We start from the raw sequence: 25,182 nt of genomic DNA, 5'->3' as shown, positions 1-25,182 counted from the left end.
TTAAATGAGATTTCCATCAGCAGAACAAGAGTTATTACGTGGCATCATGAGTAACTTACTGCAATCAAAATTAAATACGTTGTTAAACGGAGAGATACATGACCGAGTAACTGAAAATATAGGTGTCGATGCTAATGGTAATAAGATGCCGAAATTCAGTTATATCGTTGTGGGCGAGAGTGATGTTACTGAAACTCGTGGCACGAACGCTTACACTGAATCAATTTCAGTTACGGTACATGCATATCACAGAAATAACGAAAAGCCATATCTTGCGACTGATAGTACACGACAGTTATTGCGAGATGTGGTTTATTTTTTAGAAGAAAAACCACTACTACCAAACGCGAAAGTAATTCATATCAAGAAAGAGATGCAGCAAGTATTCACTGATATTGATAGAGAGACGATGCATGGTGTAGTGCGAATGAATTATACAGTCGTACATAATGTGCGATACAAAAATAAGGAGATGATCTAATGGCAGCAAATAATTGGACAGTAGTAACGATTCCAACAAAAATATCAAAAGCATTAGCTAAAGCAGCAGATTACGCTATTTCTGCATCAACTGAAATTGGACACGAGATTGAGAATAACCTTAAAGAACGTTTGGTTGGTAATAAAAAAGATTGGTTTCAAGAATCATTCGAAGAAACAATCGAGATTACATTCCCTTACGATTCAAATGAGAAACGCGACCAAGATTTAGTTGATGCAATTCAACGTGGTGAACAGATGCGTACATGGTTAATCAATAACAAAGTGGTAAAGTATACAGACAAATCAACAGGTTCACCAGTTGAAAAAGATGGTCACAATTCTGTATTCGCTTATATCGTACCTGAATCACGTTCACTTAAGATTGATGATGAATCAGAAGAATTAGAAGCATCATTCAAAGTGAAGTTAAATTCAGCGCGTGGCAACGAGCCTAAATTACCTGATGTTATCTTAGATGCGTCTATTGCTAAGCAAGTACTGTACGAGACAATCGGACAGGAAACAGGCGACTACGAAGATGTAGCGTATCAGAACGCACCAACAGTTTAATTTTAGGGAGCATTAGCTCCCTTTTTTTATTTGTCAAAAATATATTTATAAAGGAGTAATAACATGTCAAATCAAATCACAATCAATAACCATATTTATCAAGCAAAAGGTAGCGTAGCTTTCTCGCGTACAGCAAAACAATACGCAGGTAAAACTGAACACAAAGGTAAAGAAGTTGAATCAGATGGTGTTGTAAGTATCTTCATGGGGCTCATGCAACAAGACGTAGAGAAATTAATTCAATTCTGGCATTGCGCAACCTCTCATGAGAAAAATAATAAACTCACATTCGATGAAATCGAAGAGTTTTTCATGGACGAAATCGATAAAGGTACAGACATGCTCGAATACTTCAAATCAGCATTAGAAGTATTAAATGAAGGTGGATATTTTAAGGGAAAGATGAAGACGTACTGGTTCATGATGAACACTTCAGCGAGAGCGAAATCGAAAGAAGAAAAAGAAGAATCACTGGCTCAAGTGGAAATGTTCAAGAATCTGTATCAAGAAATCACAGGCAAAACACCTTACGAAATCGCCAAGTAGTTGATTTTGATTACATTGTAGAAACAACTTCTCGCATGATTGGTTACATACCTTTAGACGATTTACTCTGCATGACATTAAAAGAATGGGAGCTAATGGTTAAAGGCGCAAGACATAGACGCTTAGACGCTTTAGAAGATTTGAGGTTACAAGCTGTAATGTACGCGCGTATGACGAACGGTAAGGATATTAAAGATATTAACCGTAAGTTAGAAAAAGAACGTGCGTTAATCAATCAGACTGAGGGCTCTTATGAATTAGATCAGAAGAAGAAAAAATGGGAGCGTAAACAGATTCGTAAAATTCAAGATGCTGCAATGCAGAAGTGGATTGACGAACGAAACAAAGCAAACAGAAAGGAGTGATAGCGTATGGATATGGCCGAATTCGTTGCTAAAATCATGGCAGATATTGACGACTTTGAACGTGATATCAAGAAGGCAATGGCGATGGCAAAGAGTTTAGATGATGATGTCGTAGTAGACATTGAAGCAAATATCAATAGCTTTAGACGTGACTTGTTAAAAGCTGAAGCACTAGCGAAACGGTTTGAAGCCGACGACATCGAAAAAGAAGTTGAACTGAAAACAAATAAATTCATGGCAGCATGGCGACAGATTCAAAGTGCTAATGATAAATTCGGAAGTGATATGGATGAACTCGCGAACAGTATACGTTCATTTGGTACTGTAGGAGCTAACGTAATCAAAGGTGGGCTACTCAGTTCGTTCACTGCAATAATACCTATTGTCGCAGCATTAGTACCTGCAATCATGGCAGTGGGTAACGCATTAGCCGTTGTTGGTGGAGGTGCTATAGGTTTATACGGTGCGTTTGCTATCTTACAAGCAGGTGCTTACGCTTTCGGTTTTATGGCATCAACAGCTATCAAAATGTTAGAAGATGGGCTTATACAGGCAAGTAGCGCAACTCAAGCGTATCAATCTACTTTAGATGGTTTAAAGAGTAAGTGGCAAGAGATAGTAACGCTTAATGCTGACGGAATCTTTACCACAATGGCTAACGGTATGAATACTGCAAAAGTAGCGTTAGAAGGGCTTACGCCATTTTTAAGTGGTGTAGTTACTGCTATGCAGAACGCTTCATCCGAGATGCTGAAATGGGCACAAACGAGCTCAACTGCACAGAAATTTTTCGAGATGATGGGTGGCGTAGGCGTACAAATATTTAATGATTTATTGCATGGCATAGGGCGATTTGGAGATGGCTTTATTAATATTTTCACACAGTTTGCTCCTTTGTTTAAATTTATGTCGCAAGGCTTTCAAAATATGGCCACAAGTTTTCAGGAGTGGTCACAAAAAGTAAGTACTGCCGAAGGTATACAGAATTTTATCGCTTACGTCCAAGAAAATCTCCCTAAAATCGGAGAAATCTTCGGTAATACTTTCGAGGGTATCTTCAACCTGTTTAAAGCATTCGCACCAAATTCACAAACAATATTCGATTCGTTAGTTATTATGAGTGCGAAGTTTGCCGAATGGAGTGCAACGATAGCTGCAAGTGACGGATTTCAGAAGTTTATTGAATACGTGCAGACAAATGGTCCGACGATCATGGGATTAATCGGTAGTATCGTGATGGCGATTGTTAATTTTGGTATTGCAGTAGCGCCACTTGGACAAGCAGTGTTAGAAATGGTGAGTGGATTTGCTGATTGGGTATCAAAAATGCTTGAAGCACACCCTATGATAGGACAAATTGTAGCAATTGGCCTAACTTTGTTAGGTATGTTCATGCAACTTGCACCTGTACTTGATTTTGTACGCATCGGCTTTGGTTTGTTAAGTGGTGCATTAGGTATGATTTCAGCACCAGTGTGGGCAATTATCGGCGTTATTGCAGTATTGGTTGGTATGTTTGTATATCTGTGGCAAACAAACGAGGATTTCCGCATCAAAGTTACTGAAATATGGAATCAGATTAAAGAGTACATCTCTATGGCTATACAAGCAGTTGTTACTTTCGTAATGCAGATATGGGGGACTTTAGTTTCCTGGTGGAATGAAAATAACGATTTAATCATGCAAACTGCGACACGTATTTGGAATACAATTCTTACTGTAATACAAGTTGCTATGGCTATCATTGTTCCGATTGTACAAGTAGCGTGGGAAATGATAAAAAACGTAATACGAATTGCAGTCGATTTAATTCTCGGGATTGTTAAAGTAGGTATGCAAATACTTAATGGCGATTGGTCGGGTGCATGGGAAACCATAAAGTCTACACTCTCTAACATTTGGAATTCTATGATGACAATGATATCTAATGTCGTTGGCATAATTCTACCTATCATTAGCGATTTTGTTCAAAATGCATATCAATGGATTAGTGAGAAGTTTAATGCTGCGAAAGATGCAGTTGTAGAAGCACTCGGTAATATGTTGAATGCAATCATAGATTGGGCATCTCAAACGATTTCTAACGTTATCGATGCTATGTCTAACTTCGTATCTGAAATTGTATCAGGTGGCTCTGAAGCATTATCTTCATTAACAGGTGCATTAGGCGACATGGTAAGTGCTGTTGGTGATTTTGTTGGCGACATGGTTAGTGCAGGCGCTGATTTAATCATGGGTATGATTAACGGTATCAAAGAAAAAGCAGGCGATTTAGTTAAGGCAGCAGTCGATGCAGTTGGTGGCGCAATTGAAGCTGCTAAATCAAAACTCGGTATCGCATCGCCTTCTAAAGTATTTAGAGAAATCGGTGCATTTACAAGTGAAGGTATGGCTATCGGTATTACTGATAATGCACGAATGGCAGTCGCTAGTGTGACTGAAATGGCAAAAGAAATGATAGATGCTTACAATCCTGACTTCGCATCAGTCAACGCAAGTATGAATAAGGATTTAGGCTCTCTCAATAAAGATTTACGTAATACAGTCGATGCAGACATTTCAAGTGGTGTAGACGTAGCAAGACCAGTTGTTAACGTAGCTGTCCACAACGAAGGTGATGCAGAGATAATTAGAAGTTACGTAAATACAGAAGATGCAATCGATGAAAGTTTAGCGTTCTAAAGGAGTGAATGTATGAATTATATAGATGCAGAAATTATTAAAGGTACAAAGAAATATAAAATATCTGATAATGAATTGACAGGCACTTCTTTAGAGGTGCTTTCTTTTATTATTGGTGGGATTAGTAAGAATTCCTACAGAACTGAAATAGAGGGACGTGGTGTAGTTAATTATGGCTACGACTACATGACGAGAAAGATAACATTAATCGTCCAGGCTAAAGCAGATTACGGTCATGACGTAGCACATCTACGTGACTGTATCAACGAGTTGTTTGACGGACAGTATTATATACGTGAAATGCGAAATAACTATAATACAGTACATTATGAAACGATTGGTAGTAAGGCAGGAGATATGACACTCATATCAAGTGAATATGTAGATGGCAAACAGTACTACGTTGAAAGTTTGAGTGAAATTACGATTGATGATCAAAAACATATCAATGAATTTTCTATTGAGTTGACTACTGTAGATTTACCGTATGCACAGACACGCTACACAACAATGCAACTGAACGCACAAGCGTATGATGAGAATACTGATTTACATGGTACTGCTGATAATATCGACTTCGATAACACTCGGTACACATTTACCACAAATGAATTTAAAGTATTCAACGCAGGTAACGTGACAGTACAGCCTGAAAGTATGTACTTGAAAATTACTGTTAAAGGTGTGAGTGCATCGAGTGGTTTCAGCATCAAGAATTTAACGACAGGTAAAACGTTTAAAGTTAATAAAGCAGTGAGTGGCACGTTAATATTAGACGGACTAAACATCAAACTAAACAACATCAGCATACTACGTGATACGAATTTAACATTTATAGATATTGCACCGGGGTTGAACAATTTCTCAATAACAGGTGGCAAATTAAGTAGTATCGAGTTTGATTTTAAATACTACTATAAATAAGGAGAGGGATTAAATGGTGATAAGAAATATTTATACAGGCAGAGGAAATAGAGAAAACGTGAATGGTGTGAATAGTAATTTTGCTTATTTATTCGGCGAAATGTCGAACTTGTGGGGTTTCGTAAACGGAAAAGGTGATGAGATATTATCTTCAGAAGCTATCCAAGAGATGATTTCTCGATGGATTGATAAAAACGATTTCAAACCAAAAGAAGCAGTTGCTACGTTTAATGATTTACCAAAAGAAGCAGAATTAAAAGAAATCAGAGGAGTAACAGATGAGAACGCAGTATATGTTTACGATGGGGAAAAATGGATTAAACAATCGCGATTAAATTTCGATGGATTAGATGATGTGAAAAAGAATATTTTTTACAACGAGATAGTCACAAGATCATATAGAGACGAAGTTTCAAGTACGGATTATTGGGTTACTGTTATACCTTATGAAGATGAGGACGGAGAAAAGATAGAAATAAAGAAAGGTACTACAGATAAGATTGAAGGAGAAACACCTAGGGAGTTTTTCGAAAGAACTGGATCTAGTTTTGTAGTAAATGCTAGTATTTTTAATAGCGGTGGATTATATGGAATACATATAAAAGACGGAGAAATCTATAAAGATACTCCCTCAAAGTATGAGATACTAGGTATAACTAAGGATAGGGAGTTTAAGTACTATCCATCAGATACGACTTCAGACACTATGCTGAAGGATAATGTATATAATAGCTTTACAGGCTTTGCTTCTATACTTAAGAATGGTCAGGAACTACCTCTAGAGAGTTTTGCTAAGGTAGGGTCTTACTCTGAAACTCATCCTAGGGTAGTAGTGGGTACAAATACTAATAAAGATTTATACGTGATTGTTACTGATGGTAGAAAGTCTAATAATATAGGGATGACTTATGAAGATATCACTAGGATATCTAAAAGCTTAAACTTGATGGATGCATATTCTCTTGATGGTGGTGGCTCTGCACAAGCGATTCATAATGGCAATTTCATTGGTGGACTTATCGATAACGATTTGACAACCGAAAGAAAAGTTTACGACTTTTTATATGTACCTAAAAAAACGAGTAGAGAAATAGATTCTCAAGTGAATACTACTGCAGAAAATTCGGTGAGATTGAAAAAAATTGAAAACAACTACATTGATAGAAGAATGCCTGTTTTCAATAAAGAAAGTACTTTCAAAGCTAAAAGTTATTTCGAAGAGTATGCTTATATACTAGAAGGCAAAGCTTTATATAATAAATCTGATACCGACTCCAGCAGGCTAATCGGAGCAATACGTGGTTACAATTATGTAGGTAGTCATAAGAAAGACCTACATTTAGAAGCTAAGTCTAAACTAACAGCTTCAGTTGAAGGATTACCTCATACTGTAAGTTTGATACCTAATAATCCTGTATGGAAAACTCCAGGATTTTTGAATGGTTGGAAATCCGAAGATTCTAGAAAAGTTAAGTATATAAAAGTTGGGGATACTGTCACGATCACAGGACATTTTTTAGGGAAGGAAGGTAACTTTACTAAACCGATTTTTAACATTGACGAGGGTTACAGACCTAAACAAGTGGTAGTATTTACAGTGCCAGTAACCGGTGGTAATAAAGAATACAACACTTTAACTATAAGTCCTAGTGGTTCTGTTTCTCTAGCACATGACATATCGACTGCGAATGACAAATCAGGTGTGCAAGTGCATGTTAGTTATACAATTCTTTGATTATTTAGAAAGTAAGGAAGTGATACAAATTGCTCATAATCACAGATTTAAAAAATAACACTCACGCATTACTTGCGAATAAGACGATAAAAAAAGAATTGAATGGTGACCACACGATTGAGTTAGAGGTACATCAGCAGAAGAATAACGCACTCAATCTAAACTCAATATCCGAAATGTGGACGGTCACATATAAGAACATCGACTATAAAATCGTATATATCGATAAAATCCCAAAAGGCAACTCCTTCTACTTAAAGTTGAGGGGGAAGCCTCTTTTTTATGATGAATTTAGTACGTCGGTTATACACCCTCGTAGAAATGGCAGTATCACATTCTCAGAAGCGTTTAAACTGATATTCGCTAATACATCGTTTACACCTATCCTAGAAGCTCAAAGAACTGCTACAACTTGGGATGGTTTCGGTAACGGGTTATCACGATTAGATTTATTCAAGAAGGCAATCGATAAATTTAACGTTGAGTTTGAAGTTGTAGGTAGTAGAGTTTATTTAAGAGATATGATAGGGAACGACACGAACTTTCTATATAAATATAAGTTGAACGCATCGAACATTAGTAAGTCGATTGATGCCACATCGTATTATACGCATAGAAAAGGTTTCGGGAACTTTAAAGAGGGCGAAGAAGATTATTATAATAAATCACTTTTAAAGCGTGCATATACCTCGAAGCTTGCTTCTATTATAGGAGTAAGGGAAATGTCTCCACCTATAATAGATGGACGTATTAAAGATGCTGCGTACATGGATAAGCTATTAAAAGAATCTGTGGATGAAAGTTTGAACGTCACAGTATCTGCTACATTACATGATTTACGTAAGCAGGGATATGCGCATGGTATACCTACAGTTGGAGACAGAACTTTCTTACTTGATGAACGTATTGATCTAAAGCAAGAGATACGTGTTACAGGTATAGAAGAACGTTATGACGAGAAAGATGTATTAAAAGACTGCAATGTTGACTTTGGTAGTCAGTCTATCAGAAAGCGTTATGCTTCTAAAATGAGTTCAGCAATGAAAACTGTAACTGATATGATGAAGGGATTCGTTAAGTTGCCATTCGCAACACTTGATGTGATGGCACAAGAGATGATTAAGAAGATACAGTCAGTCAGTACGGAATTAGTGTTAGATAACGGTATATTTGCCATTGATAAGAATAACCCTAATAATATTGTAGGTTTAAATAGTGCCGGATGGTACATCTCCACAGATGGAGGTAGAACACCACGCATGGTCGCTACTGCTGAGGGGTTAGTGGCTGAGAGTATTGTAGGTAAATCGTTAATCGGACTTAATATTACAAGTCCGGGAGCAAAGAGTTATTTTCATGTAAATGGTGGAGATGCTGAGTTCGTTGATGTAAGTAGTGGCAGGAAAGTTTCCATCTCACCTTATGGGGTATTCGGATATAACGATGGAGGAAAGGTTTTATTCAGAGCAGACAATACACTCGTAACATCTTCTGCTTTAGGAACTTCTGTAAGTAACGTTTATTTAGGATGTGCTCCAGGAGCAGAAGGACGCGTGGTCAATATATACGGTATCCCTGGAGACGGAGAAATAGATAGTTACGCATACAGACCACTTCGAGCGTTAGCTTTTAAATTTCCTTTGAAATCGAACGGGTATATAGGGATAGATTTAGATGAATTAAGAATCATGTCAGATGGTTTAAATGATGGTGGATATAAGGCTGTTCGTGCATCAGGATATATCGGGAACCATTTAGACGTGAATACTCAGGATAACGGAACTCACTTATACTTAAGACCTGCATCTGGCGGAAGAGTGAAAGTAACACAATTAGGCACTACAGATAAGTTCGCAGACTTTCAAGCAAGGAAGATATACGGAGAAGTTGTAAGTAATTCATCTGAAAAGTTGAAGACGAACATACGCGAATGGGATATCAACGGTATAGAAACTGTAAAAGCTATGAAGTTGTATGAATATAATTATAAAGAGAAATTGAAGAACGGAGACGACACGCTGAATCATGGGTTGATCGTTGAACGTGAGACACCTGAACATGTTAAAGATGACAAAGGTATCAACATCTATGAATATGTGTCTACTTTGACGAAAGCAGTTCAAGAATTGATAAGTGAGAACGAATCTATAAAAAAAGAGTTAAACGATAATCATGAGAAAGAACTACTTTTCTATCAACAAGAATTAGCTAAAGCGATGAGTGAGAAAATTGTTATTCAGGCAATGTTAGACGATGCTTTAGAAGAATTAGATCAAATTAAAAACGGTAATCAAGAAGTTGCAGAATAATCTGTAGCTTCTTTTTTATAAATAAAAAACAGGAGGTCATTCAAAATGACAGAAAAAATTCAAGAGTTTTACTTAGTAGAAAGAAATTCAAGTGGGTCAGAAAGCTGTTTAACACGCAATTATTCAAATGGATTTGTATCAGGCGCTACACCAAACACTGCTTTTAAGTTTAAAGAAGAGGAACAGGCGAAACAGTTCTGTAAGATGCAAAATATGTTAGCAGGTATCTTCGATAATGGAACTAAGACATTCTATGTGAAACAGGATATTACACGTACAAAGTACACAGAAGATGGTCAAGTGGTAGAGGAAACGACAGAAGAAACGTTGTAATACTGTAAATGAAATAAGGGAGAGTGAAAAATGCAATTAGATCAGGGAGATTTAATGTTATGGTTTATTACTGTAGTTATACCTTTAGCTTTAACAGTATTAGGCGTATATCAAAAGACGAGTAGTGATAAACAGAAACATGAAGGTCGAATGGTATTGATTGAAGCAGAAGTGAAAAGTAATAAAGAAGATATTACAGAATTAAAAACAGAGTTCATTTCTTATAAAGCTGAAATATCAGAAGATATTAAAAAAATCGGAGAAGATTTAAAGTTGTTGCATACGTTAACGACTGAAAACAAACACATTTCAAAGACTTTAGAAAAAATCGAAAAGAAATTAGAAAACTAAGAACATCTCGTTGAGGTGTTCTTTTTATATGGAGGAATTTATATATGAATAAAGAATTACAGTTAGCTTTGACACGTTTAGTCGTGCTATTAATCGCATTAATCAATTCAGCTCTAGCGCACTATGGAAAGCCATTAATTAAAAGTGATGAAACATTTATCTACCAAACATTAAGTGACTTATTTTTAATTGGATCTATTGCCTGGAGTTATTGGAGAAATAACAATATTACTCGCAATGCGCAACAAGCACAGAAATTTAAAAAAGTATTAGATATAGAAAAAAACAACGAAAATATGGAGGGAAAATAATTATGGCTAAAAATAAAATCGGTACTTGGAATGGTGTACCTGTATACACAGATTTTTTACCAATAGGGACAAGAAGAACAGGACAAAGATTGAACAGTGGTAATCCTAAATTCGCAGTATTCCACGACACAGGAAACCCTAACACAACAGCACAACAGAACGTGAACTACTATAAGAATACTTATATGCAACCATGGGATAGTGTTGCATCAGCACATATCTTTGTGGATGATACTGAATGTATTATCTGTATTCCTGTAACTGAAAAAGCATGGCATGTGATTTACAATACACCAACAGATAACGCTTGGTATGGTGCAGATGCAAACGATGTAGCGTTTGGTGTTGAAGCATCATACTACAGTGATAGAAATAAATCTCTTAAATCTTTAGATAATGCTTGTCGAATTATGGCTGCGTTATGTAATTCGTGGGATATTAATCCACACACGAATATGCCAGGGCATCAAGATATTCAGGCCGACAAACAAGACCCAGGTAATCTACTTGCTGCATGTGGATATGCTAGACGTAACATGAGCGTTATCGATAACTTGGTTGTTAAATATATGAAAGGCGATGCACCTGTTAAGAAAGTTGCACCTGCACCTACAAAAGTAGTGAAACAATCACCACCTGTTAAAAAACCTGCATCAAAAGGTTCTAAACGTATCAAAGCATGGTCAAAGAAACCACATTATAAAGGAACGATTCAATATACTGCATCGCTAAGACAGCGTGCAGGTAGTGATTTCAGTAACTACACATTCAACAAAGAAATTGGAACGCTTAAAAAAGGCGAGACTGTCTATGTATTTGAAGAGATTCAAGATGCAGAGGGTAATATTTGGTGCAGAACATACTCACCTAGCAATAATGGTTGGGTACACAAGCACACAATTAAATAACCTTAAATTAAAAAAAGTGGTGTTTTTTAAATTAAGCCCTGCATTCTATTACGAGTGCAGGGCTTTTTTTTCGGTCATATACCCGAATATTTTAAAATTCGGTTAAATAGCCGGAAAGTACCTTATCTAAAATGATAGGATACTTTTAATATGATTTTCTTCTGTTATAATGAATATACGATTACCTTCTGATACCGTTGATACCATTTTTGATACCAATAAATGTAGTAAACAGAAAAAATATAAATTCAGACAGATAAGAAACATTGGTTTTACAATGTTTACAATATTATAAAAATATGAAATACTATAAATTAATCGAAATGGAAGGCTCGATTGGATAATATTCACAAATAAAAAGATTGGGGGTAACCCAATCTTTTTATTTTTTCTAATTACCTATAGATTTTACATGGAAGTTATTATAAGATTTTAATGTTGATATCACGGAGGTGGGCAAATGATTACTACATATATTAATTCAGAAGAAGGCACGATTATTAAAGCAGAGAAGTATCAGACGAATAACTGGGTTAACCTTGTCATGCCTTCCCGTGAAGAAATGGAAGAAGTTGCAGAAGCATTTGATTTTCCAATCGAATTTCTTGAGGATCCACTAGATCCAGAGGAAGGTGCACGTATTGAATATGACGAAGATTCTAATAGTACATTAGTGACAACGGATTTTCCGGTGCTGGATAAGAATATAAGGCAGACAGAATCGTATATCACAGTGCCTATCGGTATCATATTAAGCAAAGGTTATATTATAACGATTTGTTCAAGAGAAAACGATCTATTCAATAAGATTGTGAATCTGACCTTTGATCTTCGAATGAAATCTCGATTCCTGCTGGAAGTGATGCTTACAGTTGCAACGAAATACAACAACACATTAAAGAAGATAAATCGTGAGCGTATTAAGATTGAAGCAAATTTAAGACACTCCTTAACGAATAAGCAGCTGTATGAATTGATGGAGATTGAGAAGAGTTTAGTCTATTTCTTAACATCACTCACTGCAAATGGTGATACAATAAAAAAAATATTCAGATCACGTTCACTTAAACTTTACGAAGAAGATAAAGAATTGCTGGAAGATTTAATGATTGAAAATACGCAGGCCTTGAATACGACGGAACTTTACACACGCATCCTAGAAAGTATTACCGGCTCTTATTCATCATTAATTGCAAATGAAATGAATAATATTATGCGTATATTAACACTGTTTACAGTATTTTTAACGCTTCCGACATTGGTGTTCAGTTTCTTTGGTATGAACGTTGATTTACCGAAACTAACATGGTACGGAACAGTTGGTGTGGCATTAATGTTAATGTTTGTAACGTTTATCACACTCTATAAAAGAAAAATGTTCAAATAAAAGGTCGAGACATAGAGTCTCGACCTTTTATAAATTCTGCATAAGCGATATAGATTATGATTTTGAATATTTGCCTATGTATTGCTCACGGTCATTAAATAAGGTTGGATAGCTTAAGAATCCGACAAGGACACTTGATAATGTTGCTGCAGTCATTAACAGGAAGATTATTAAAAGCTGTAGCTGTGCTGCAACTAGAGGATCGGCACCACCGATAATCTGACCGCTCATCATCCCTGGTAACTGTACAAGGCCCATGGTCTTTGTACTTTCGATTGTTGGTATCATTGAATTTTTAATGCTTGTCATCAATACTCTGTGAATTGCTTGTTTCGGAGTACCCCCAAGTGACAGGATTAATTCAATCTGTTCGTCATTCTGGTCCAATTCACTCAAGAAACGATTCAAGAACAAAAGTGAAAGCACCATCGCATTACCAATCATCATCCCGCTGATCGGTATAACATATCTTGGTTCAAATGGAATAATACGAAATCCCGTCAGAATACCGATTGTCAATACTTCCACAACGATAAGCGTAAGAACGATCTTCCAGGTGATTCCTTTGATTCCTTGTCCTTTTTTAATAATGTTCTGAGTTGCTGCTACAATCATAAGTAAGATCATTAAAAACATATAGATAGGGTGATTACCGTCAAAGACAAAGGTCAATATATATCCTACGATCATCAGCTGGATTGTACTTCGTACTGCAGCAATGATAACATCTTTCTCAAGACCAAGCTTGAGCACAACGCTCATCACTAACGGTATAATTACAAATATAAATGCGAGTGAAATTTGAAAAAGTGTCATTCGATTTCTCCTTTTAAGAATGCTTTTAGTACAGGATGTTCTGTCGTTCCTAGTTCTGAGGAATGTCCTGATACGACAAATTGTCCATCCTTTAACATGCAGTAATCATCTGTGATGCGTTTTGCCTGTTCTACATCATGTGTAATCCAGATAATAGTCACACCGAACTGATCACAGATTTTGCGTATGAGGGCTTCTACTTCCTTGACGCTTCTTGGATCCAGACTAGACGTAATTTCATCCAGCAATAAAACTTCCGGTTGATTAACAAGCGTTCTGGCAATCGATAGACGTTGCCTTTGTCCGCCAGATAAGGATTTAACATCGGTCGTTAGCGCTATCGTCTCCAGATTTACCTGATCTAACAGTTCCATCGCTTTCTGTTTATCAAGAGTATCTCCCCAAAGAGAGCGTGGCAGATTAAGGTTGTCATATACCGTCCCTTGAATCATCGGTGCGCTTTGAAGTGCCATTCCAATCTGCTGCTTCAGCTTGATAAGATCGAATGACTGAATCTCTTTTTCACCGATATAGATATTACCGGAATCTGGACTCCTTAGGCCATTGATTAGTTTCAGCAACGTCGTTTTACCGGCGCCAGAAGGACCGATAAGTGCTGTGATCTTACCAGAATGAAAGGTTGTCGTAATGTCCTTTAAGATTTGTTTATTATCAACAGAGAAATTGATATGTTCTAATTTTATATCCGTCATAAGTGCTCCTTCTTAGTTCAGTTTTCACATCGTTTACCTTACTTTATGATAAAATTGTAAATGGGTGATGATATGATATATATTGGATTAACAGGATGGGGCGACCACGATTTATTATATGAAGATTTAACAAATAAATCAGAGAAACTTTTTAACTATGCTGCACATTTTCCCATCGTTGAATTAGATGCGACGTACTATTCACTGCAACCAGAACGAAATATTCGCAAGTGGATCAGTGAGACGCCTGAGAACTTTAAGTTTATCGTGAAGATTCATCAGGCTTTAACAGGACATAATGATATGAGTAAGTTTGCTGCCAATAAAGAAGAACTGATCAACAAGTACAAACAGATGGTTCAGCCCCTCTTTGAAGCGGGAAAGCTAGGTTGTATATTAATTCAGTTTCCACCTTGGTATGAATGTTCTACTATTAATATTAACTATATCATCTATTTAAAACAACACCTTAAACCATTTCCACTCTGTATCGAGTTTAGAAATGATAGCTGGTTTACAGATGATATGAAAGAACATACGCTACAGTTTCTTTATGAACATGAGCTGATTCATTCTGTATGTGATGAACCTCAGGCAGGCCACGGATCTATTCCCTTCGTCAATAGAGTTACTTCAAATACAGCATTGATGCGACTTCACGGGAGAAATATTGCTGGATGGACAAAGAAGGACTTAACAGATGATGAATGGCGAGATGTCAGATATTTATATGATTATAATGAGACGGAGCTCAAGCACATGGCACAATCGTTAAAGATATTAGATCATAAAGCAAAAGACGTCTACTGTCTATTCAACAATAATTCCGGGGGTCATGCAGCTAAAAATGCTAAGCGAATATGTGAGTTACTAGATATTGAATATACAGGGCTGAATCATAAACAGCTGAAATTATTTTAGGAAGTGACATGATGACAATTCAAGCGATTATTATATTAATTATTCTCGGTTTTTTATCAAGTATTATCGGCGCTGTCGTTGGAATAGGTGGCGGTATAATTATTGTTCCTACACTGATATATCTTGGTATGGATGTAGCGATTATTGACGGTATTACACCACAAAAGGCGATTGGGACTTCTACAGTGATTCTAATTTCTACTGGACTGACCGCAGCCATTGGTTATATGAAGAATAAACAGGCAGATCTGAAGAATGCAGTCATCTTTATGATTGGCATCATTCCTGGTGCATTGATCGGTGCGCATCTAAGTAAGTATTTAACATTACACAGCTTTAATCTGTACTTCGGGATATTCCTCATTATTATGAGTATCGTCCTTTTAGTCCGTGATAAGATTAAGCCGATAAAACTTTTTCAGAATAAAGCACATGAGAAGACATTTACAGACAAGGAAGGTGTGACATATTATTATAGCATTGCACCTATTCCAGCTGTGATTGCGACATTCTTTGTAGGCTGTTTGACAGGATTATTTGGCATTGGCGGGGGCGCTCTGATGACCCCTTTAATGATTATTATCTTTAGGTTTCCACCTCACATTGCAGTGGGCACGAGTATGATTATGATATTTGTATCTAGTATTACAGGTGCAGTGAGTCATATCGCTCAAGATAATATAATATGGTCCTATGCATTCATCTTGATTGCTGCCAGCTATGTCGGTGCACGTATCGGTGTACGTATCAATAAAACGATGAAATCCTCAACGGTCGTTATGATGCTCAGAGTAATCTTGATGCTTTTAGGAATATATTTAATAATAAAGAGTACGATGAGCTAAGAGGGGTGAAGCGACATGGAAGTGAAATTATTTCATACGAACGATATACATAGCTATTTATCCAACTATCATAAGATTAGTCGTTATATTAATGATAGGCGACAAGAACACGCAGATATGATTTATTTCGACCTAGGAGATCATGTGGATAGAAGTCATCCGCTGACTGAGGCAACATTAGGACAGGCGAATATAGAATTACTGAATGATGCACAAGTAGATGTAGTGACGATTGGAAATAATGAAGGGATTACGCTCGATCATGATGCATTCAATCAACTTTATCAAGATGCGGAGTTCGAAATTACATGCTGTAATCTATTTGATGAACAAGGCAATCTTCCGGAAAACATTCGCACATCGGTTATTATGGAAAGACAAGGCATCACCTATGGTATCATCGGTGCTACAGCTGAATTTACACCTTTTTATAAAGCGCTGGGGTGGGATGTTACGGATCCGATGTCTGCCATTATCCGTGAAGTACATCGCATTCACGAACATGTGGATGTCGTGATTATTCTGAGCCATCTTGGAAAGTTCTTTGATCGACAGCTTGCTGAAGCATGTCCGCAAATCGATATTATATTAGGTGCACATACACATCATTTCTTCCAGCAAGGAGAAGTTGTAAATGATGTACTTATTGGTGCTGCTGGTAGATATGGTGAGTATATCGGAGAAATCACCTTAACATTTGAAGAACGAAAGCTTATCCGTAAAAGCGCAAAGTTGATTGATACGAACGACCTTAGGTCAACAGGAGAAGACTTCTTTGAAGTAGGTGCAGCGCTGCTCAGCCAAAAAGTTTCAAGCAAGCAGCTGAATTTGCCGAGACGCCTTTATAGTGCATCCTATACAACTGATCTGCTGGCACAGGCTTTAATGGATTTTACAGGGGGGGACTGTGCTCTGATCAATTCTGGTCTTATTGTAAAAGGATTTGAAGGTAGAGACTTTTCATATTTCGATTTACATACGATGCTGCCACACCCGATTAACCCAGTTAAGATTACGCTTTCAGGACGTGAACTAAAAGAAATTATCAATATGAGTATGCTGCATGATTACCGTGATGAGATTATCAAAGGTTTTGGATTCAGAGGGGATATCTTTGGAATGTATGTATGGAAGAATATTGGTTATATACAATCACAGCAACGCTATTTCATTGGTACAGAGGAAATAGATAACCATAAGAAATATTATTTAGCGACACTTGATATGTATACTTTCGGAAGGTTCTTTCCACAGTTTACACAAAATGAAAAGCGTTACTATATGCCAGAATTTTTACGAGATATTATGGAAACAGCAGTAAAAAATTTATAATACACGTGCTGAGTTTATAGATTTGACAATAATGGCGTCTTACATATATGTTATAATGAAATCATCAGAATTTTGGAGGGATTAGTTTGGCTACAAAAAATGAAGAAATACTAAGAAAACCCGAATGGCTAAAGATAAAACTAAATACTAATAAAAGTTACACTGGTCTAAAAAAGATGATGCGCGAGCACAATTTAAATACAGTATGTGAAGAAGCGAAGTGTCCGAATATCCATGAATGCTGGGGTGAAAGAAAGACTGCGACAATTATGATATTAGGTGCAATCTGTACACGTGCTTGTCGTTTTTGTGCAGTTAAGACAGGGTTACCGAATGAACTTGACTTAAACGAACCAGAGCGTGTTGCAGAATCTGTTCGTCTAATGAATCTAAAGCACGTCGTTATCACAGCAGTTGCTCGTGATGACCTAAAAGATGGCGGTGCACATGTTTATGCGGAAACAATTCGTAAAGTACGTGAAGTCAATCCATATACAACAATTGAAGTATTACCGTCTGATATGGGAGGCAGTATTGAGAACTGGGAAACGTTGATGGCAGCAAAACCAGATATCTTAAACCATAATATTGAAACGGTAAGACGCCTTACGCCAAGAGTTCGTGCACGTGCCACATATGATCGTTCACTTGAAGTATTACGACGTTCTAAAGAACTATATCCAGATATCCCGACGAAATCAAGTTTAATGGTTGGACTTGGAGAAACAACAGAAGAAATCTACGAAGTGATGGATGATTTGCGTGCGAATGATGTAGATATTATGACAATCGGTCAGTATCTTCAACCAAGTCGTAAACACCTTAAAGTCCAAAAATATTATACACCACTTGAATTCGGTAAGTTACGTAAAGTAGCGATGGAAAAAGGATTCAAACATTGTCAGGCAGGACCTATGGTGCGAAGTTCATATCATGCAGATGAACAAGTAAATGAAGCCGCGAAAGAAAAACATCGTTTAGGAGAGCTTTCTAGTAAGTAGGTGCGCTATGATCATACAGACTGGACAACATTATTTTGAAGTCATTGAGAATTATCGAGAAGCATTCAATCAGGAAATGTTTGACCATCGATATTCAGAAATATTAGATCGCTATCCTTATATTGTTGGCGATATAGGATTCGAACAGCTCAGATTACGTGGTTTCTTCGAAGATAATAAAAAGGGCTCGGAAGTTAATAAAAGGTTCTCTACAATCCAGGATTATTTACTGGAGTACTGCAACTTTGGATGTGCATATTTTGTTCTGAGAAGACTGAATGAGCAAGAAGTTGTAAAGCATTTCGGTGCTGAGGTTGTGATTGCAGCGAATACATTACAACAAGACAGCACAAAGCGTGCGGAGTCAGAGGCGCCTGTTCAACTAGAGAAGCTGACACAAGTTGATAAACAAGACAAACAACAGCAGAATGAGCAAGAAGAACCAACTAAGAATAAAGATAAGACCTTCAAATATTTCCAAAGATAATTTGAATTTATTATACTAGACCGAAAAGCATATGCTTTTCGGTTTTTTTAGGAGAGCATAATGAAAATAGCCTTTGAATTTTTATTTAATCGTAACCGTAATATATCTTACACTGCAATAGATAAATATTTAGATGATATAAACTTTAATGGACAAATTCGAATAAGTCATGAAGGGCAGGGTATCTTTCATCAAAGCTATGGATATAAAAACTTAAATCAGGATCCGATAACATACGATACACAATTTTTAACAGCATCTATACAAAAATTTATTACGGGTATTATCATTGAACAACTGATAGATGAAGGTAAAATCAGTAGAATGGATAAGATTGTTAAATATATTAACGGTTTACCTGATTTCATTACGATTGAAGATTTACTGCTTCATATTAGTGGACTTAGTCCGTATAAGGTACATCACAATTTTTATGGACTTGATCAATCCGTAGATATGATCCGAGCATCTGGTGCTAAACTACCATTTCATAAATTTGATTATAACGATGCAAACTATATACTACTCGCGAAACTAATCGAGATTGTCGAAAACCAGACGTATAGAGCGGTAGTTTACGACAGAATTATCGACAAATATCAGCTTGCACATAGTTGCTTTTATGATGAAGTTAACGATGCAACGACGGGCCTTCATCAATTTGGTAGTGTACTTATTGAAGATTGGCATAATGATCTTGATAAGTACTATGGAGCAGGAAATATGTATATGTCACTGAAGGATATTGATATACTTAGTCATCTATTCGCTAATCATCTTATCTTCAATAAATCAAAAACAGAGTTCATACTAGCACCTGATCGCTATAATAATCAAAAATACAGAAGTGGTATTTCTTTAAGAGATAATTATTTAAGATTAAGAGGCTCTTTATATGCGCACGATGTTGTAGTTTATTTTAATGGAACTTCATTTATCTGTGTGGCATCCAATAGGGAGAGTAAACTATATCAAGCAGAAAAAATATTGTTAAATATACTCAATTCAAATAAATATTGCTAATAATTGACATTTATAAATAAACGTTATAAATTCTATATATCGAATTGTCAAAGAGGTATTTATGAGAAAACTAATCGTTTTGTTGCTAACCATTGGATTATGGGGAGCATTAATTTATGAATTAACAGGTAAAAATAATGAAGCGTACGAAGTAAATGGTAAACAAAATACAGGTGTTCAGACAAACGTATCTAAAACGAGTCAGAATGAAGCATTAAAGATACAGGTAGATCAATTGATAAAGAAAAATCATTTTAATGGAAGTGTATTTGTTGCTTACAATAATGATACATTATTAGATCAGTCTTATGGATTTAAAGATGCTGATCAGACTAAAAAATTTGATGAGAATAGTATGTATCTAATTGGTTCTTGTCAAAAATTAATAACTGGGATTATTACAAAGCAACTCGTTGATGATAGGAGAATTAATGTTGATGTACCTGTTAAACAATACATTCCAAATTTTAAATATCCAAATATTAAAATAAAAGATTTAATATTACATCGCTCGGGGTTAGTGAAGTATGCATTTCATGGAGATTATCATGGATTAGATGCATCAGTTGATAATATAAATGCGACAGGTCTTGGCCAAGTTCCTCATGGATCATATTTATATAATGATGCAAATTATATTTTACTTGCAAAGGTGATAGAAAATGTCACAGGAAAATCTTATCAGCAAAATGTTGAACAGCGTATATTTAAGAAATATCATTTAAAAGAATCAAGTTTTTTTGATGACGAAAAATTAAGCCCTTATTTTGTTAAAGGATTAAAGTATGCGAATCATAATTGGAAAGCGATAGAGCCAACGGGCTTGGATAAATTTTATGGTGCAGGGAATATTTATATGTCTCCGAAAGATATGGGAATTTTATTGAATGATGTGATGCAATATAGAGTGTTAAGTAAGTCACAATTAGATTCAATATCGAAGCCCATGATTTTTAATATACATTCTAAATATAGATATGGCATGTCCTTAAAAAAAGAATATTATCGTTCGCGTGGATACTTCTTTGGGATAGATTTTGTTAGCCTGTTTAATCATAACAAGGTCGTCGTCGTTGCTACTAACAAACTAATACAAAATGAAATTCCTAATAATGAGAAATTGGCACAACAGATTTATAGTCTACTAAAATAAAAAAGCGATAATGATTATTATAATAATCATTATCGCTTTTTATAGAATGACCTCATATAAAAAGCTCTTTATTTCTTCTGCATCACTTTCATTGACACCGAGTGCGTGTTCAATATAGCCAGGTTCATTCAGGTCATCTCGACCAATAATACCGAATTTATTTGACTGTGTATTTAATACAATGGTCTTACCATAATGTCGGTCAGTTTGAATTAAAGTCAAATCATGACGGCTATCGCCAACAAAGCTGACAAATCTTACTTTGGCTTGTTCTTCATCATCATATAAGAACATATCTATCATTTTCTTCACCTCATTTAATAATAGTATACATTGAAGTGCAGCTGAATACAAAATTTGATAAACTGAGAAGTGGAGGCGATGGTATGTATTTCGTAGATAGGGAAGAACTCACGTTCAAGTTAGCGTATATCAATCAATTATCACAAGTATTGGAAGAGAGTGAAGGATATGCACTCGAGCGTATTGCGCATATGTTGATTGAGAGTGTTGTAGATGTAGGAAACATGATTATCGATGGATTTATTATGCGAGATCCAGGAAGTTATAAAGATGTACTGGATATTCTTGAGATGGAACAAGTAATTCCTGTACAAGATGCGCAGATGATGCGCAATACATTGTATTTAAGACAATGGTTTGTACGTGATTATATTAATATTGATCACAATGAAGTAAAGCGAGTATTTATGGAGAATATCGCAAGCTATAAACAGTTTAAAGCAAATGTGGATGCATTTATTGAAAATGAATTAGGACCAGTATCAGCATTTGGAAAGGGTGGAAAAGTTGAAGAAGTATAAAGGTTATCTGTTAGATTTAGATGGAACGATGTACGCTGGCACACGCGTGATAGAAGGTGCAAAGGAATTTATCGAATATTTGTCGAATAATAATTTGCCCTACCTCTTTGTTACAAATAACGCATCGAAACGTCCAGATGAAGTTGCTGAGAAATTAACGAATATGGGATTTATTGCAACGGCTGATAATGTTGTCACAAGTGCAATGGCAACAGCAAGTTATATCGCAGAAGAACATCCAGGTGCAAGTGTCTATGTCATTGGTGGTACTGGAATCAGACAAGCCTTACAAGATGAACAGCTTGTTATAACTGATGATATTCATGTGGATTATGTCGTTATTGGACTAGATGTAGACATCAACTATGAAAAATTATCTAAAGCATGTCTTGCTGTGCGTAATGGGGCTCGATTTATTTCGACAAATCCAGATACGTCTATTCCGACAGAACGTGGATTTTTACCTGGGAATGGAGCTTTGACGAGTGTGGTCTCTGTATCAACGGGTATAGCACCTAAGTTTATCGGTAAACCAATGGAAACGATTATGAATAAAGCAGTTGATATGATGCAATTACCGAAAGAAGAACTTATAATGATCGGTGATTTGTATATGACAGATATTATGAGCGGTATCAATGCAGGGATAGATACATTACATGTTCAAACAGGGGTCAGTACTTATGAACAGGTGATGGCAGAGCAAGTTCCGCCGACGCATAGTGTTAAAAACTTATTAGATGTTATTCGCATATACGAAAATGGTGAATAATATGCGTGAGTCGATCATCAAAAAATTGAAAGCAGCAGCATAAAAAATACTATGAGAAATCATAGTATTTTTTTGTGTCCAAATTATGAACAGGAAATTTATTGATTTTAAAGTAAAAAAATAGTAATATCAGTTATTATAAATAAATTATTAATATAATTTTAATGTTTGAAATATAGTTGTAATATAATTGGGTGAGAATAAAGAGGTGAAGCCATGAAAGGTACAATAAACGAGAATACTAGATTAGTACTTCTAACTTTACTTTATATTTCAATACTGTTCATGTTGTTCTGGATATACGCTGGTGGAAGCGTTGAGAATAACTTTATATACAATGAATTTTAAAGTAAGAGGTGGAAAAATGGATTTTTTAAAAAGGTTTGAACAAGTTGTAAATCAGCAGCCAGAAAAAATTGCTTTTATTCATAGAGAGGAAACGATGACGTATCGTGCACTTGATTTATTAAGTGATAATCTCGGACAGAAGTTATTAAATTCGAAAAAGCCACTTATCGTATACGGACATATGTCAAAATGGATGCTAGTAGGTATGCTCGCATCACTTAAGGCTGGAATTGGTTATGTACCGATAGATGTGTCGATACCAAGGGAACGTATAGATAAAATAATCGACACAATTCAGCCGGAATTTATCTTTGCGACAGAAGTATTAGCAACATCCATACAAACGATAACCCCCAGTGACGTTAAAGAAGAACCTTATAATTTACCAGGTCTTCAAGCGGATGATGTAGCCTATACAATATTCACAAGTGGATCAACAGGGATGCCAAAAGGGGTAACGATACTAAGTGAATCGTTAAATGAATTTACAGAGTGGATGACATCTTTATATGAGTTACAAGAAGAAAATTACTGGTTAAATCAAGCGCCTTTATCTTTTGATCTTTCGGTAATGGCTGTATATCCATCATTAGCGACGGGAAGTACATTAGTGATGATTGACAAAGATATGATCAAAAAACCGATCGATATTTATGAAACTTTAAAACAGTATCCGATATCGGCATGGGTATCTACGCCTTCATTCATGGAAATGTGTTTAATGCTACCGGAATTTGACGCAGTGCATCATAGTAATTTAAAGTATTTCTACTTCTGTGGTGAGGCACTAAAGCATAAGACAGCTGAAAGCTTAAAGTCTAAGTTTAACGATAGTCATATTTATAATACTTACGGTCCTACTGAAGCAACTGTTGCAGTGACAGGATTAGAAATAACTGAAGAAGTACTGCGCAAATATAACCCTTTACCAGTCGGGTATGCGCGACCAGGTGTTACATTATCTATTAACGATGATGAGCTGCACATTCATGGTAATGCAGTAAGTACAGGTTATGTCAATGCACCGGATAAGACTGCAGCGCAATTCTATCAAGATAAAGAACGTAGTTACCGTACGGGAGATAAAGCTAGACTTGAAGAAGAACTATTGTTTATTGATGGGCGTATTGACTTTCAGATTAAACTGAATGGTTATCGTATGGAGCTTGAAGAGATAGAACATGTGATTGCTGAGCAGGAAGGGATTAAGGCATGTATTGTCACACCTGTTGAGAAACAAGGCAAAGTACAATACTTAATTGCACATATTGTTGAAATTAATTTTCAAGAAGCTCTTGTTAGAGAAAAACTAAAGAATGAACTACCTGAGTATATGATTCCAAGAAAGTTTAATGTGATTGATCAAATTCCTATGACTGCAAATGGGAAAGTAGATCGTAAAGCACTATTGGGTGAACGATAATGATACCTTATGGAGATTTTCAGTTTTTCTTTATAGCATTAGCACTATTGATTCCTGTCATAGTACTCGGTTTCTGTGGAAGAAGGAATCATTATTATAATTGGTTTGTTACAGTTATCATGCTGGTTTTAATATTTAAAGATCCTAACAAGAACCTTTTTGGTATATCGATACTGTCGTTTGAGATGATCAGCTTTATTATATATATCATCTATCAACTTATTATAATCAGTAGTTATTTGAAATTAGTAAAGCGCAAAAATACCTTATCATTGTTCATTATATTTTTAGTGCTTTCTATCGCCCCGCTGGCAGCTGTAAAAGTAATTCAAAGTTCATTGTTTGGTTTTACAGGTCATCTAGGTGAATTTTCTATCAAATCATTGATTGGGTTCTTAGGAATATCTTATATCATGTTTAAATGTATTCAAATAATCATGGAAATAAGAGATAAGCGCATCAAAACACTTAACCTATTTGAAGTACTGAAGTTCTTAACCTTTTTTCCGACGATTTCTTCTGGTCCTATTGACCGTTATAAACGATTTAATAAAGATATTGCGAAAGAGCTGACTCAGGAAAGATATTCTGATCTTTTACAAAAAGCAATTCATTATATT

Annotated in this window: 27 protein-coding genes and 1 pseudogene; 25 read left to right on the top strand and 3 right to left on the bottom strand. The window is 35.9% G+C overall.

All coding sequences use genetic code 11. From position 1 onward, the window contains the following. Positions 1-4 precede the first annotated feature (4 nt). From CD152_RS08170 to CD152_RS08110, 13 genes are all read left to right on the top strand, one after another. Positions 5-481: a hypothetical protein gene (locus CD152_RS08170; RefSeq protein ID WP_101041876.1), complete on the top strand. Its 477-nt coding sequence runs from the start codon at positions 5-7 to the stop codon at positions 479-481. Then, positions 481-1,053, top strand: a complete 573-nt coding sequence (locus CD152_RS08165; RefSeq protein ID WP_101033512.1) for a hypothetical protein — start codon at positions 481-483, stop codon at positions 1,051-1,053. The genes CD152_RS08170 and CD152_RS08165 overlap by 1 nt, the downstream gene beginning before the upstream one ends. Positions 1,054-1,116: 63 nt before the next feature. Further along, entirely contained in the window at positions 1,117-1,599 is a 483-nt protein-coding gene (locus tag CD152_RS08160; protein ID WP_101041875.1) for a tail assembly chaperone, read from the top strand. Between the two features lie 71 nt (positions 1,600-1,670). Then, the gene (locus tag CD152_RS08155; RefSeq protein ID WP_101174903.1) at positions 1,671-1,964 is read left to right on the top strand and encodes a hypothetical protein; all 294 of its coding nucleotides are present in this window, start codon (positions 1,671-1,673) and stop codon (positions 1,962-1,964) included. A 6-nt stretch (positions 1,965-1,970) separates the two neighbouring features. Beyond that, complete coding sequence (locus CD152_RS08150) at positions 1,971-4,646, top strand: phage tail protein (RefSeq protein ID WP_103214619.1); 2,676 nt, start codon at positions 1,971-1,973, stop codon at positions 4,644-4,646. A gap of 12 nt (positions 4,647-4,658) precedes the next feature. Then, positions 4,659-5,570, top strand: a complete 912-nt coding sequence (locus tag CD152_RS08145; protein ID WP_101033504.1) for a phage tail family protein — start codon at positions 4,659-4,661, stop codon at positions 5,568-5,570. A gap of 13 nt (positions 5,571-5,583) precedes the next feature. Continuing rightward, a complete protein-coding gene (locus CD152_RS08140) occupies positions 5,584-7,305 on the top strand; it encodes a phosphodiester glycosidase family protein (protein ID WP_103214618.1) in 1,722 nt (573 codons plus the stop codon). Positions 7,306-7,334: 29 nt separating this feature from the next. Next, entirely contained in the window at positions 7,335-9,614 is a 2,280-nt protein-coding gene (locus CD152_RS08135; protein ID WP_103214617.1) for a phage tail protein, read from the top strand. 45 nt (positions 9,615-9,659) lie between these two features. Next, entirely contained in the window at positions 9,660-9,947 is a 288-nt protein-coding gene (locus CD152_RS08130) for a hypothetical protein (RefSeq protein WP_101144038.1), read from the top strand. Between the two features lie 30 nt (positions 9,948-9,977). After that, positions 9,978-10,298: a DUF7365 family protein gene (locus CD152_RS08125; RefSeq protein WP_101037454.1), complete on the top strand. Its 321-nt coding sequence runs from the start codon at positions 9,978-9,980 to the stop codon at positions 10,296-10,298. 44 nt (positions 10,299-10,342) lie between these two features. After that, positions 10,343-10,609: a phage holin gene (locus CD152_RS08120; RefSeq protein WP_101041669.1), complete on the top strand. Its 267-nt coding sequence runs from the start codon at positions 10,343-10,345 to the stop codon at positions 10,607-10,609. 2 nt (positions 10,610-10,611) lie between these two features. Beyond that, positions 10,612-11,517 carry an N-acetylmuramoyl-L-alanine amidase gene (locus tag CD152_RS08115; RefSeq protein WP_103214616.1) on the top strand — a complete coding sequence of 302 codons (906 nt, stop codon included), beginning with the start codon at positions 10,612-10,614 and terminating at the stop codon, positions 11,515-11,517. A gap of 460 nt (positions 11,518-11,977) precedes the next feature. After that, positions 11,978-12,904 carry a magnesium transporter CorA family protein gene (locus CD152_RS08110; RefSeq protein WP_101140330.1) on the top strand — a complete coding sequence of 309 codons (927 nt, stop codon included), beginning with the start codon at positions 11,978-11,980 and terminating at the stop codon, positions 12,902-12,904. Between the two features lie 54 nt (positions 12,905-12,958). On the opposite strand, the gene CD152_RS08105 is transcribed toward CD152_RS08110, so the two are convergent. Together CD152_RS08105 and CD152_RS08100 are read right to left on the bottom strand one after the other, a co-directional pair. After that, positions 12,959-13,720 (bottom strand): ABC transporter permease, encoded by a 762-nt coding sequence (locus CD152_RS08105; RefSeq protein ID WP_101140987.1) that lies wholly within the window; start codon positions 13,718-13,720, stop codon positions 12,959-12,961. Continuing rightward, a complete protein-coding gene (locus tag CD152_RS08100; RefSeq protein ID WP_101140986.1) occupies positions 13,717-14,433 on the bottom strand; it encodes an ABC transporter ATP-binding protein in 717 nt (238 codons plus the stop codon). Before CD152_RS08100 ends, CD152_RS08105 begins: the two co-directional genes overlap by 4 nt. A 72-nt stretch (positions 14,434-14,505) precedes the next feature. Between CD152_RS08100 and CD152_RS08095 the strand changes: the two genes are divergently transcribed. From CD152_RS08095 to CD152_RS08065, 7 genes are all read left to right on the top strand, one after another. Next, positions 14,506-15,354 carry a DUF72 domain-containing protein gene (locus CD152_RS08095; RefSeq protein WP_103214644.1) on the top strand — a complete coding sequence of 283 codons (849 nt, stop codon included), beginning with the start codon at positions 14,506-14,508 and terminating at the stop codon, positions 15,352-15,354. Between the two features lie 8 nt (positions 15,355-15,362). Further along, entirely contained in the window at positions 15,363-16,199 is an 837-nt protein-coding gene (locus tag CD152_RS08090; protein WP_232237493.1) for a sulfite exporter TauE/SafE family protein, read from the top strand. Positions 16,200-16,214: 15 nt separating this feature from the next. Beyond that, positions 16,215-17,531, top strand: a complete 1,317-nt coding sequence (locus tag CD152_RS08085) for a bifunctional metallophosphatase/5'-nucleotidase (RefSeq protein ID WP_086038353.1) — start codon at positions 16,215-16,217, stop codon at positions 17,529-17,531. Between the two features lie 86 nt (positions 17,532-17,617). Further along, positions 17,618-18,532: a lipoyl synthase gene (lipA, locus tag CD152_RS08080; RefSeq protein ID WP_012656461.1), complete on the top strand. Its 915-nt coding sequence runs from the start codon at positions 17,618-17,620 to the stop codon at positions 18,530-18,532. 10 nt (positions 18,533-18,542) lie between these two features. Further along, positions 18,543-19,019, top strand: coding sequence for a YutD family protein (locus CD152_RS12250; RefSeq protein ID WP_101140988.1), 477 nt, complete (start codon positions 18,543-18,545; stop codon positions 19,017-19,019). Between the two features lie 60 nt (positions 19,020-19,079). Next, positions 19,080-20,042 carry a serine hydrolase domain-containing protein gene (locus tag CD152_RS08070; RefSeq protein WP_101040631.1) on the top strand — a complete coding sequence of 321 codons (963 nt, stop codon included), beginning with the start codon at positions 19,080-19,082 and terminating at the stop codon, positions 20,040-20,042. A gap of 61 nt (positions 20,043-20,103) precedes the next feature. Continuing rightward, on the top strand, positions 20,104-21,195 hold the full coding sequence (locus CD152_RS08065; RefSeq protein ID WP_101031022.1) for a serine hydrolase domain-containing protein: 1,092 nt from the start codon (positions 20,104-20,106) through the stop codon (positions 21,193-21,195). A 39-nt stretch (positions 21,196-21,234) separates the two neighbouring features. On the opposite strand, the gene CD152_RS08060 is transcribed toward CD152_RS08065, so the two are convergent. Continuing rightward, positions 21,235-21,498 (bottom strand): DUF3055 domain-containing protein, encoded by a 264-nt coding sequence (locus CD152_RS08060; RefSeq protein WP_103214615.1) that lies wholly within the window; start codon positions 21,496-21,498, stop codon positions 21,235-21,237. An 83-nt stretch (positions 21,499-21,581) separates the two neighbouring features. On the opposite strand from CD152_RS08060, the gene CD152_RS08055 reads away from it, so the two are divergent. The 5 genes and pseudogenes from CD152_RS08055 to CD152_RS08035 form a co-directional block, all read left to right on the top strand. Continuing rightward, positions 21,582-22,019, top strand: coding sequence for a DUF86 domain-containing protein (locus CD152_RS08055; protein ID WP_086038356.1), 438 nt, complete (start codon positions 21,582-21,584; stop codon positions 22,017-22,019). Then, positions 22,006-22,791: a TIGR01457 family HAD-type hydrolase gene (locus CD152_RS08050; RefSeq protein WP_086038357.1), complete on the top strand. Its 786-nt coding sequence runs from the start codon at positions 22,006-22,008 to the stop codon at positions 22,789-22,791. The genes CD152_RS08055 and CD152_RS08050 overlap by 14 nt, the downstream gene beginning before the upstream one ends. A 216-nt stretch (positions 22,792-23,007) precedes the next feature. Then, the gene (gene dltX, locus CD152_RS08045; protein ID WP_083754255.1) at positions 23,008-23,139 is read left to right on the top strand and encodes a teichoic acid D-Ala incorporation-associated protein DltX; all 132 of its coding nucleotides are present in this window, start codon (positions 23,008-23,010) and stop codon (positions 23,137-23,139) included. A 16-nt stretch (positions 23,140-23,155) separates the two neighbouring features. Further along, entirely contained in the window at positions 23,156-24,562 is a 1,407-nt protein-coding gene (dltA, locus tag CD152_RS08040) for a D-alanine--poly(phosphoribitol) ligase subunit DltA (RefSeq protein ID WP_101040629.1), read from the top strand. Continuing rightward, positions 24,562-25,182 (top strand): annotated as a pseudogene (locus CD152_RS08035) (D-alanyl-lipoteichoic acid biosynthesis protein DltB); the annotation flags it as partial. The gene dltA and the pseudogene CD152_RS08035, both read left to right, overlap by 1 nt.

The organism is Macrococcoides caseolyticum (assembly GCF_002902665.1).
Classification (GTDB): Bacteria; Bacillota; Bacilli; order Staphylococcales; family Staphylococcaceae; genus Macrococcoides; species Macrococcoides caseolyticum.
Note: the sequence above shows the minus strand (reverse complement) of the source record. Positions and strands in the feature narration are given on the sequence as shown.

Bases quoted from the DNA above. Each gene is read 5' to 3' on its own strand.
- CD152_RS08170 (WP_101041876.1), top strand. From the start codon at position 5: ATGAGATTTCCATCAGCAGAACAAGAGTTATTACGTGGCATCATGAGT.
- CD152_RS08165 (WP_101033512.1), top strand. From the start codon at position 481: ATGGCAGCAAATAATTGGACAGTAGTAACGATTCCAACAAAAATATCA.
- CD152_RS08160 (WP_101041875.1), top strand. From the start codon at position 1,117: ATGTCAAATCAAATCACAATCAATAACCATATTTATCAAGCAAAAGGT.
- CD152_RS08155 (WP_101174903.1), top strand. From the start codon at position 1,671: ATGACATTAAAAGAATGGGAGCTAATGGTTAAAGGCGCAAGACATAGA.
- CD152_RS08150 (WP_103214619.1), top strand. From the start codon at position 1,971: ATGGATATGGCCGAATTCGTTGCTAAAATCATGGCAGATATTGACGAC.
- CD152_RS08145 (WP_101033504.1), top strand. From the start codon at position 4,659: ATGAATTATATAGATGCAGAAATTATTAAAGGTACAAAGAAATATAAA.
- CD152_RS08140 (WP_103214618.1), top strand. From the start codon at position 5,584: ATGGTGATAAGAAATATTTATACAGGCAGAGGAAATAGAGAAAACGTG.
- CD152_RS08130 (WP_101144038.1), top strand. From the start codon at position 9,660: ATGACAGAAAAAATTCAAGAGTTTTACTTAGTAGAAAGAAATTCAAGT.
- CD152_RS08125 (WP_101037454.1), top strand. From the start codon at position 9,978: ATGCAATTAGATCAGGGAGATTTAATGTTATGGTTTATTACTGTAGTT.
- CD152_RS08120 (WP_101041669.1), top strand. From the start codon at position 10,343: ATGAATAAAGAATTACAGTTAGCTTTGACACGTTTAGTCGTGCTATTA.
- CD152_RS08115 (WP_103214616.1), top strand. From the start codon at position 10,612: ATGGCTAAAAATAAAATCGGTACTTGGAATGGTGTACCTGTATACACA.
- CD152_RS08110 (WP_101140330.1), top strand. From the start codon at position 11,978: ATGATTACTACATATATTAATTCAGAAGAAGGCACGATTATTAAAGCA.
- CD152_RS08105 (WP_101140987.1), bottom strand. From the start codon at position 13,720: ATGACACTTTTTCAAATTTCACTCGCATTTATATTTGTAATTATACCG.
- CD152_RS08100 (WP_101140986.1), bottom strand. From the start codon at position 14,433: ATGACGGATATAAAATTAGAACATATCAATTTCTCTGTTGATAATAAA.
- CD152_RS08095 (WP_103214644.1), top strand. From the start codon at position 14,506: ATGATATATATTGGATTAACAGGATGGGGCGACCACGATTTATTATAT.
- CD152_RS08090 (WP_232237493.1), top strand. From the start codon at position 15,363: ATGATGACAATTCAAGCGATTATTATATTAATTATTCTCGGTTTTTTA.
- CD152_RS08085 (WP_086038353.1), top strand. From the start codon at position 16,215: ATGGAAGTGAAATTATTTCATACGAACGATATACATAGCTATTTATCC.
- CD152_RS08070 (WP_101040631.1), top strand. From the start codon at position 19,080: ATGAAAATAGCCTTTGAATTTTTATTTAATCGTAACCGTAATATATCT.
- CD152_RS08065 (WP_101031022.1), top strand. From the start codon at position 20,104: ATGAGAAAACTAATCGTTTTGTTGCTAACCATTGGATTATGGGGAGCA.
- CD152_RS08060 (WP_103214615.1), bottom strand. From the start codon at position 21,498: ATGATAGATATGTTCTTATATGATGATGAAGAACAAGCCAAAGTAAGA.
- CD152_RS08055 (WP_086038356.1), top strand. From the start codon at position 21,582: ATGTATTTCGTAGATAGGGAAGAACTCACGTTCAAGTTAGCGTATATC.
- dltX (WP_083754255.1), top strand. From the start codon at position 23,008: ATGAAAGGTACAATAAACGAGAATACTAGATTAGTACTTCTAACTTTA.
- dltA (WP_101040629.1), top strand. From the start codon at position 23,156: ATGGATTTTTTAAAAAGGTTTGAACAAGTTGTAAATCAGCAGCCAGAA.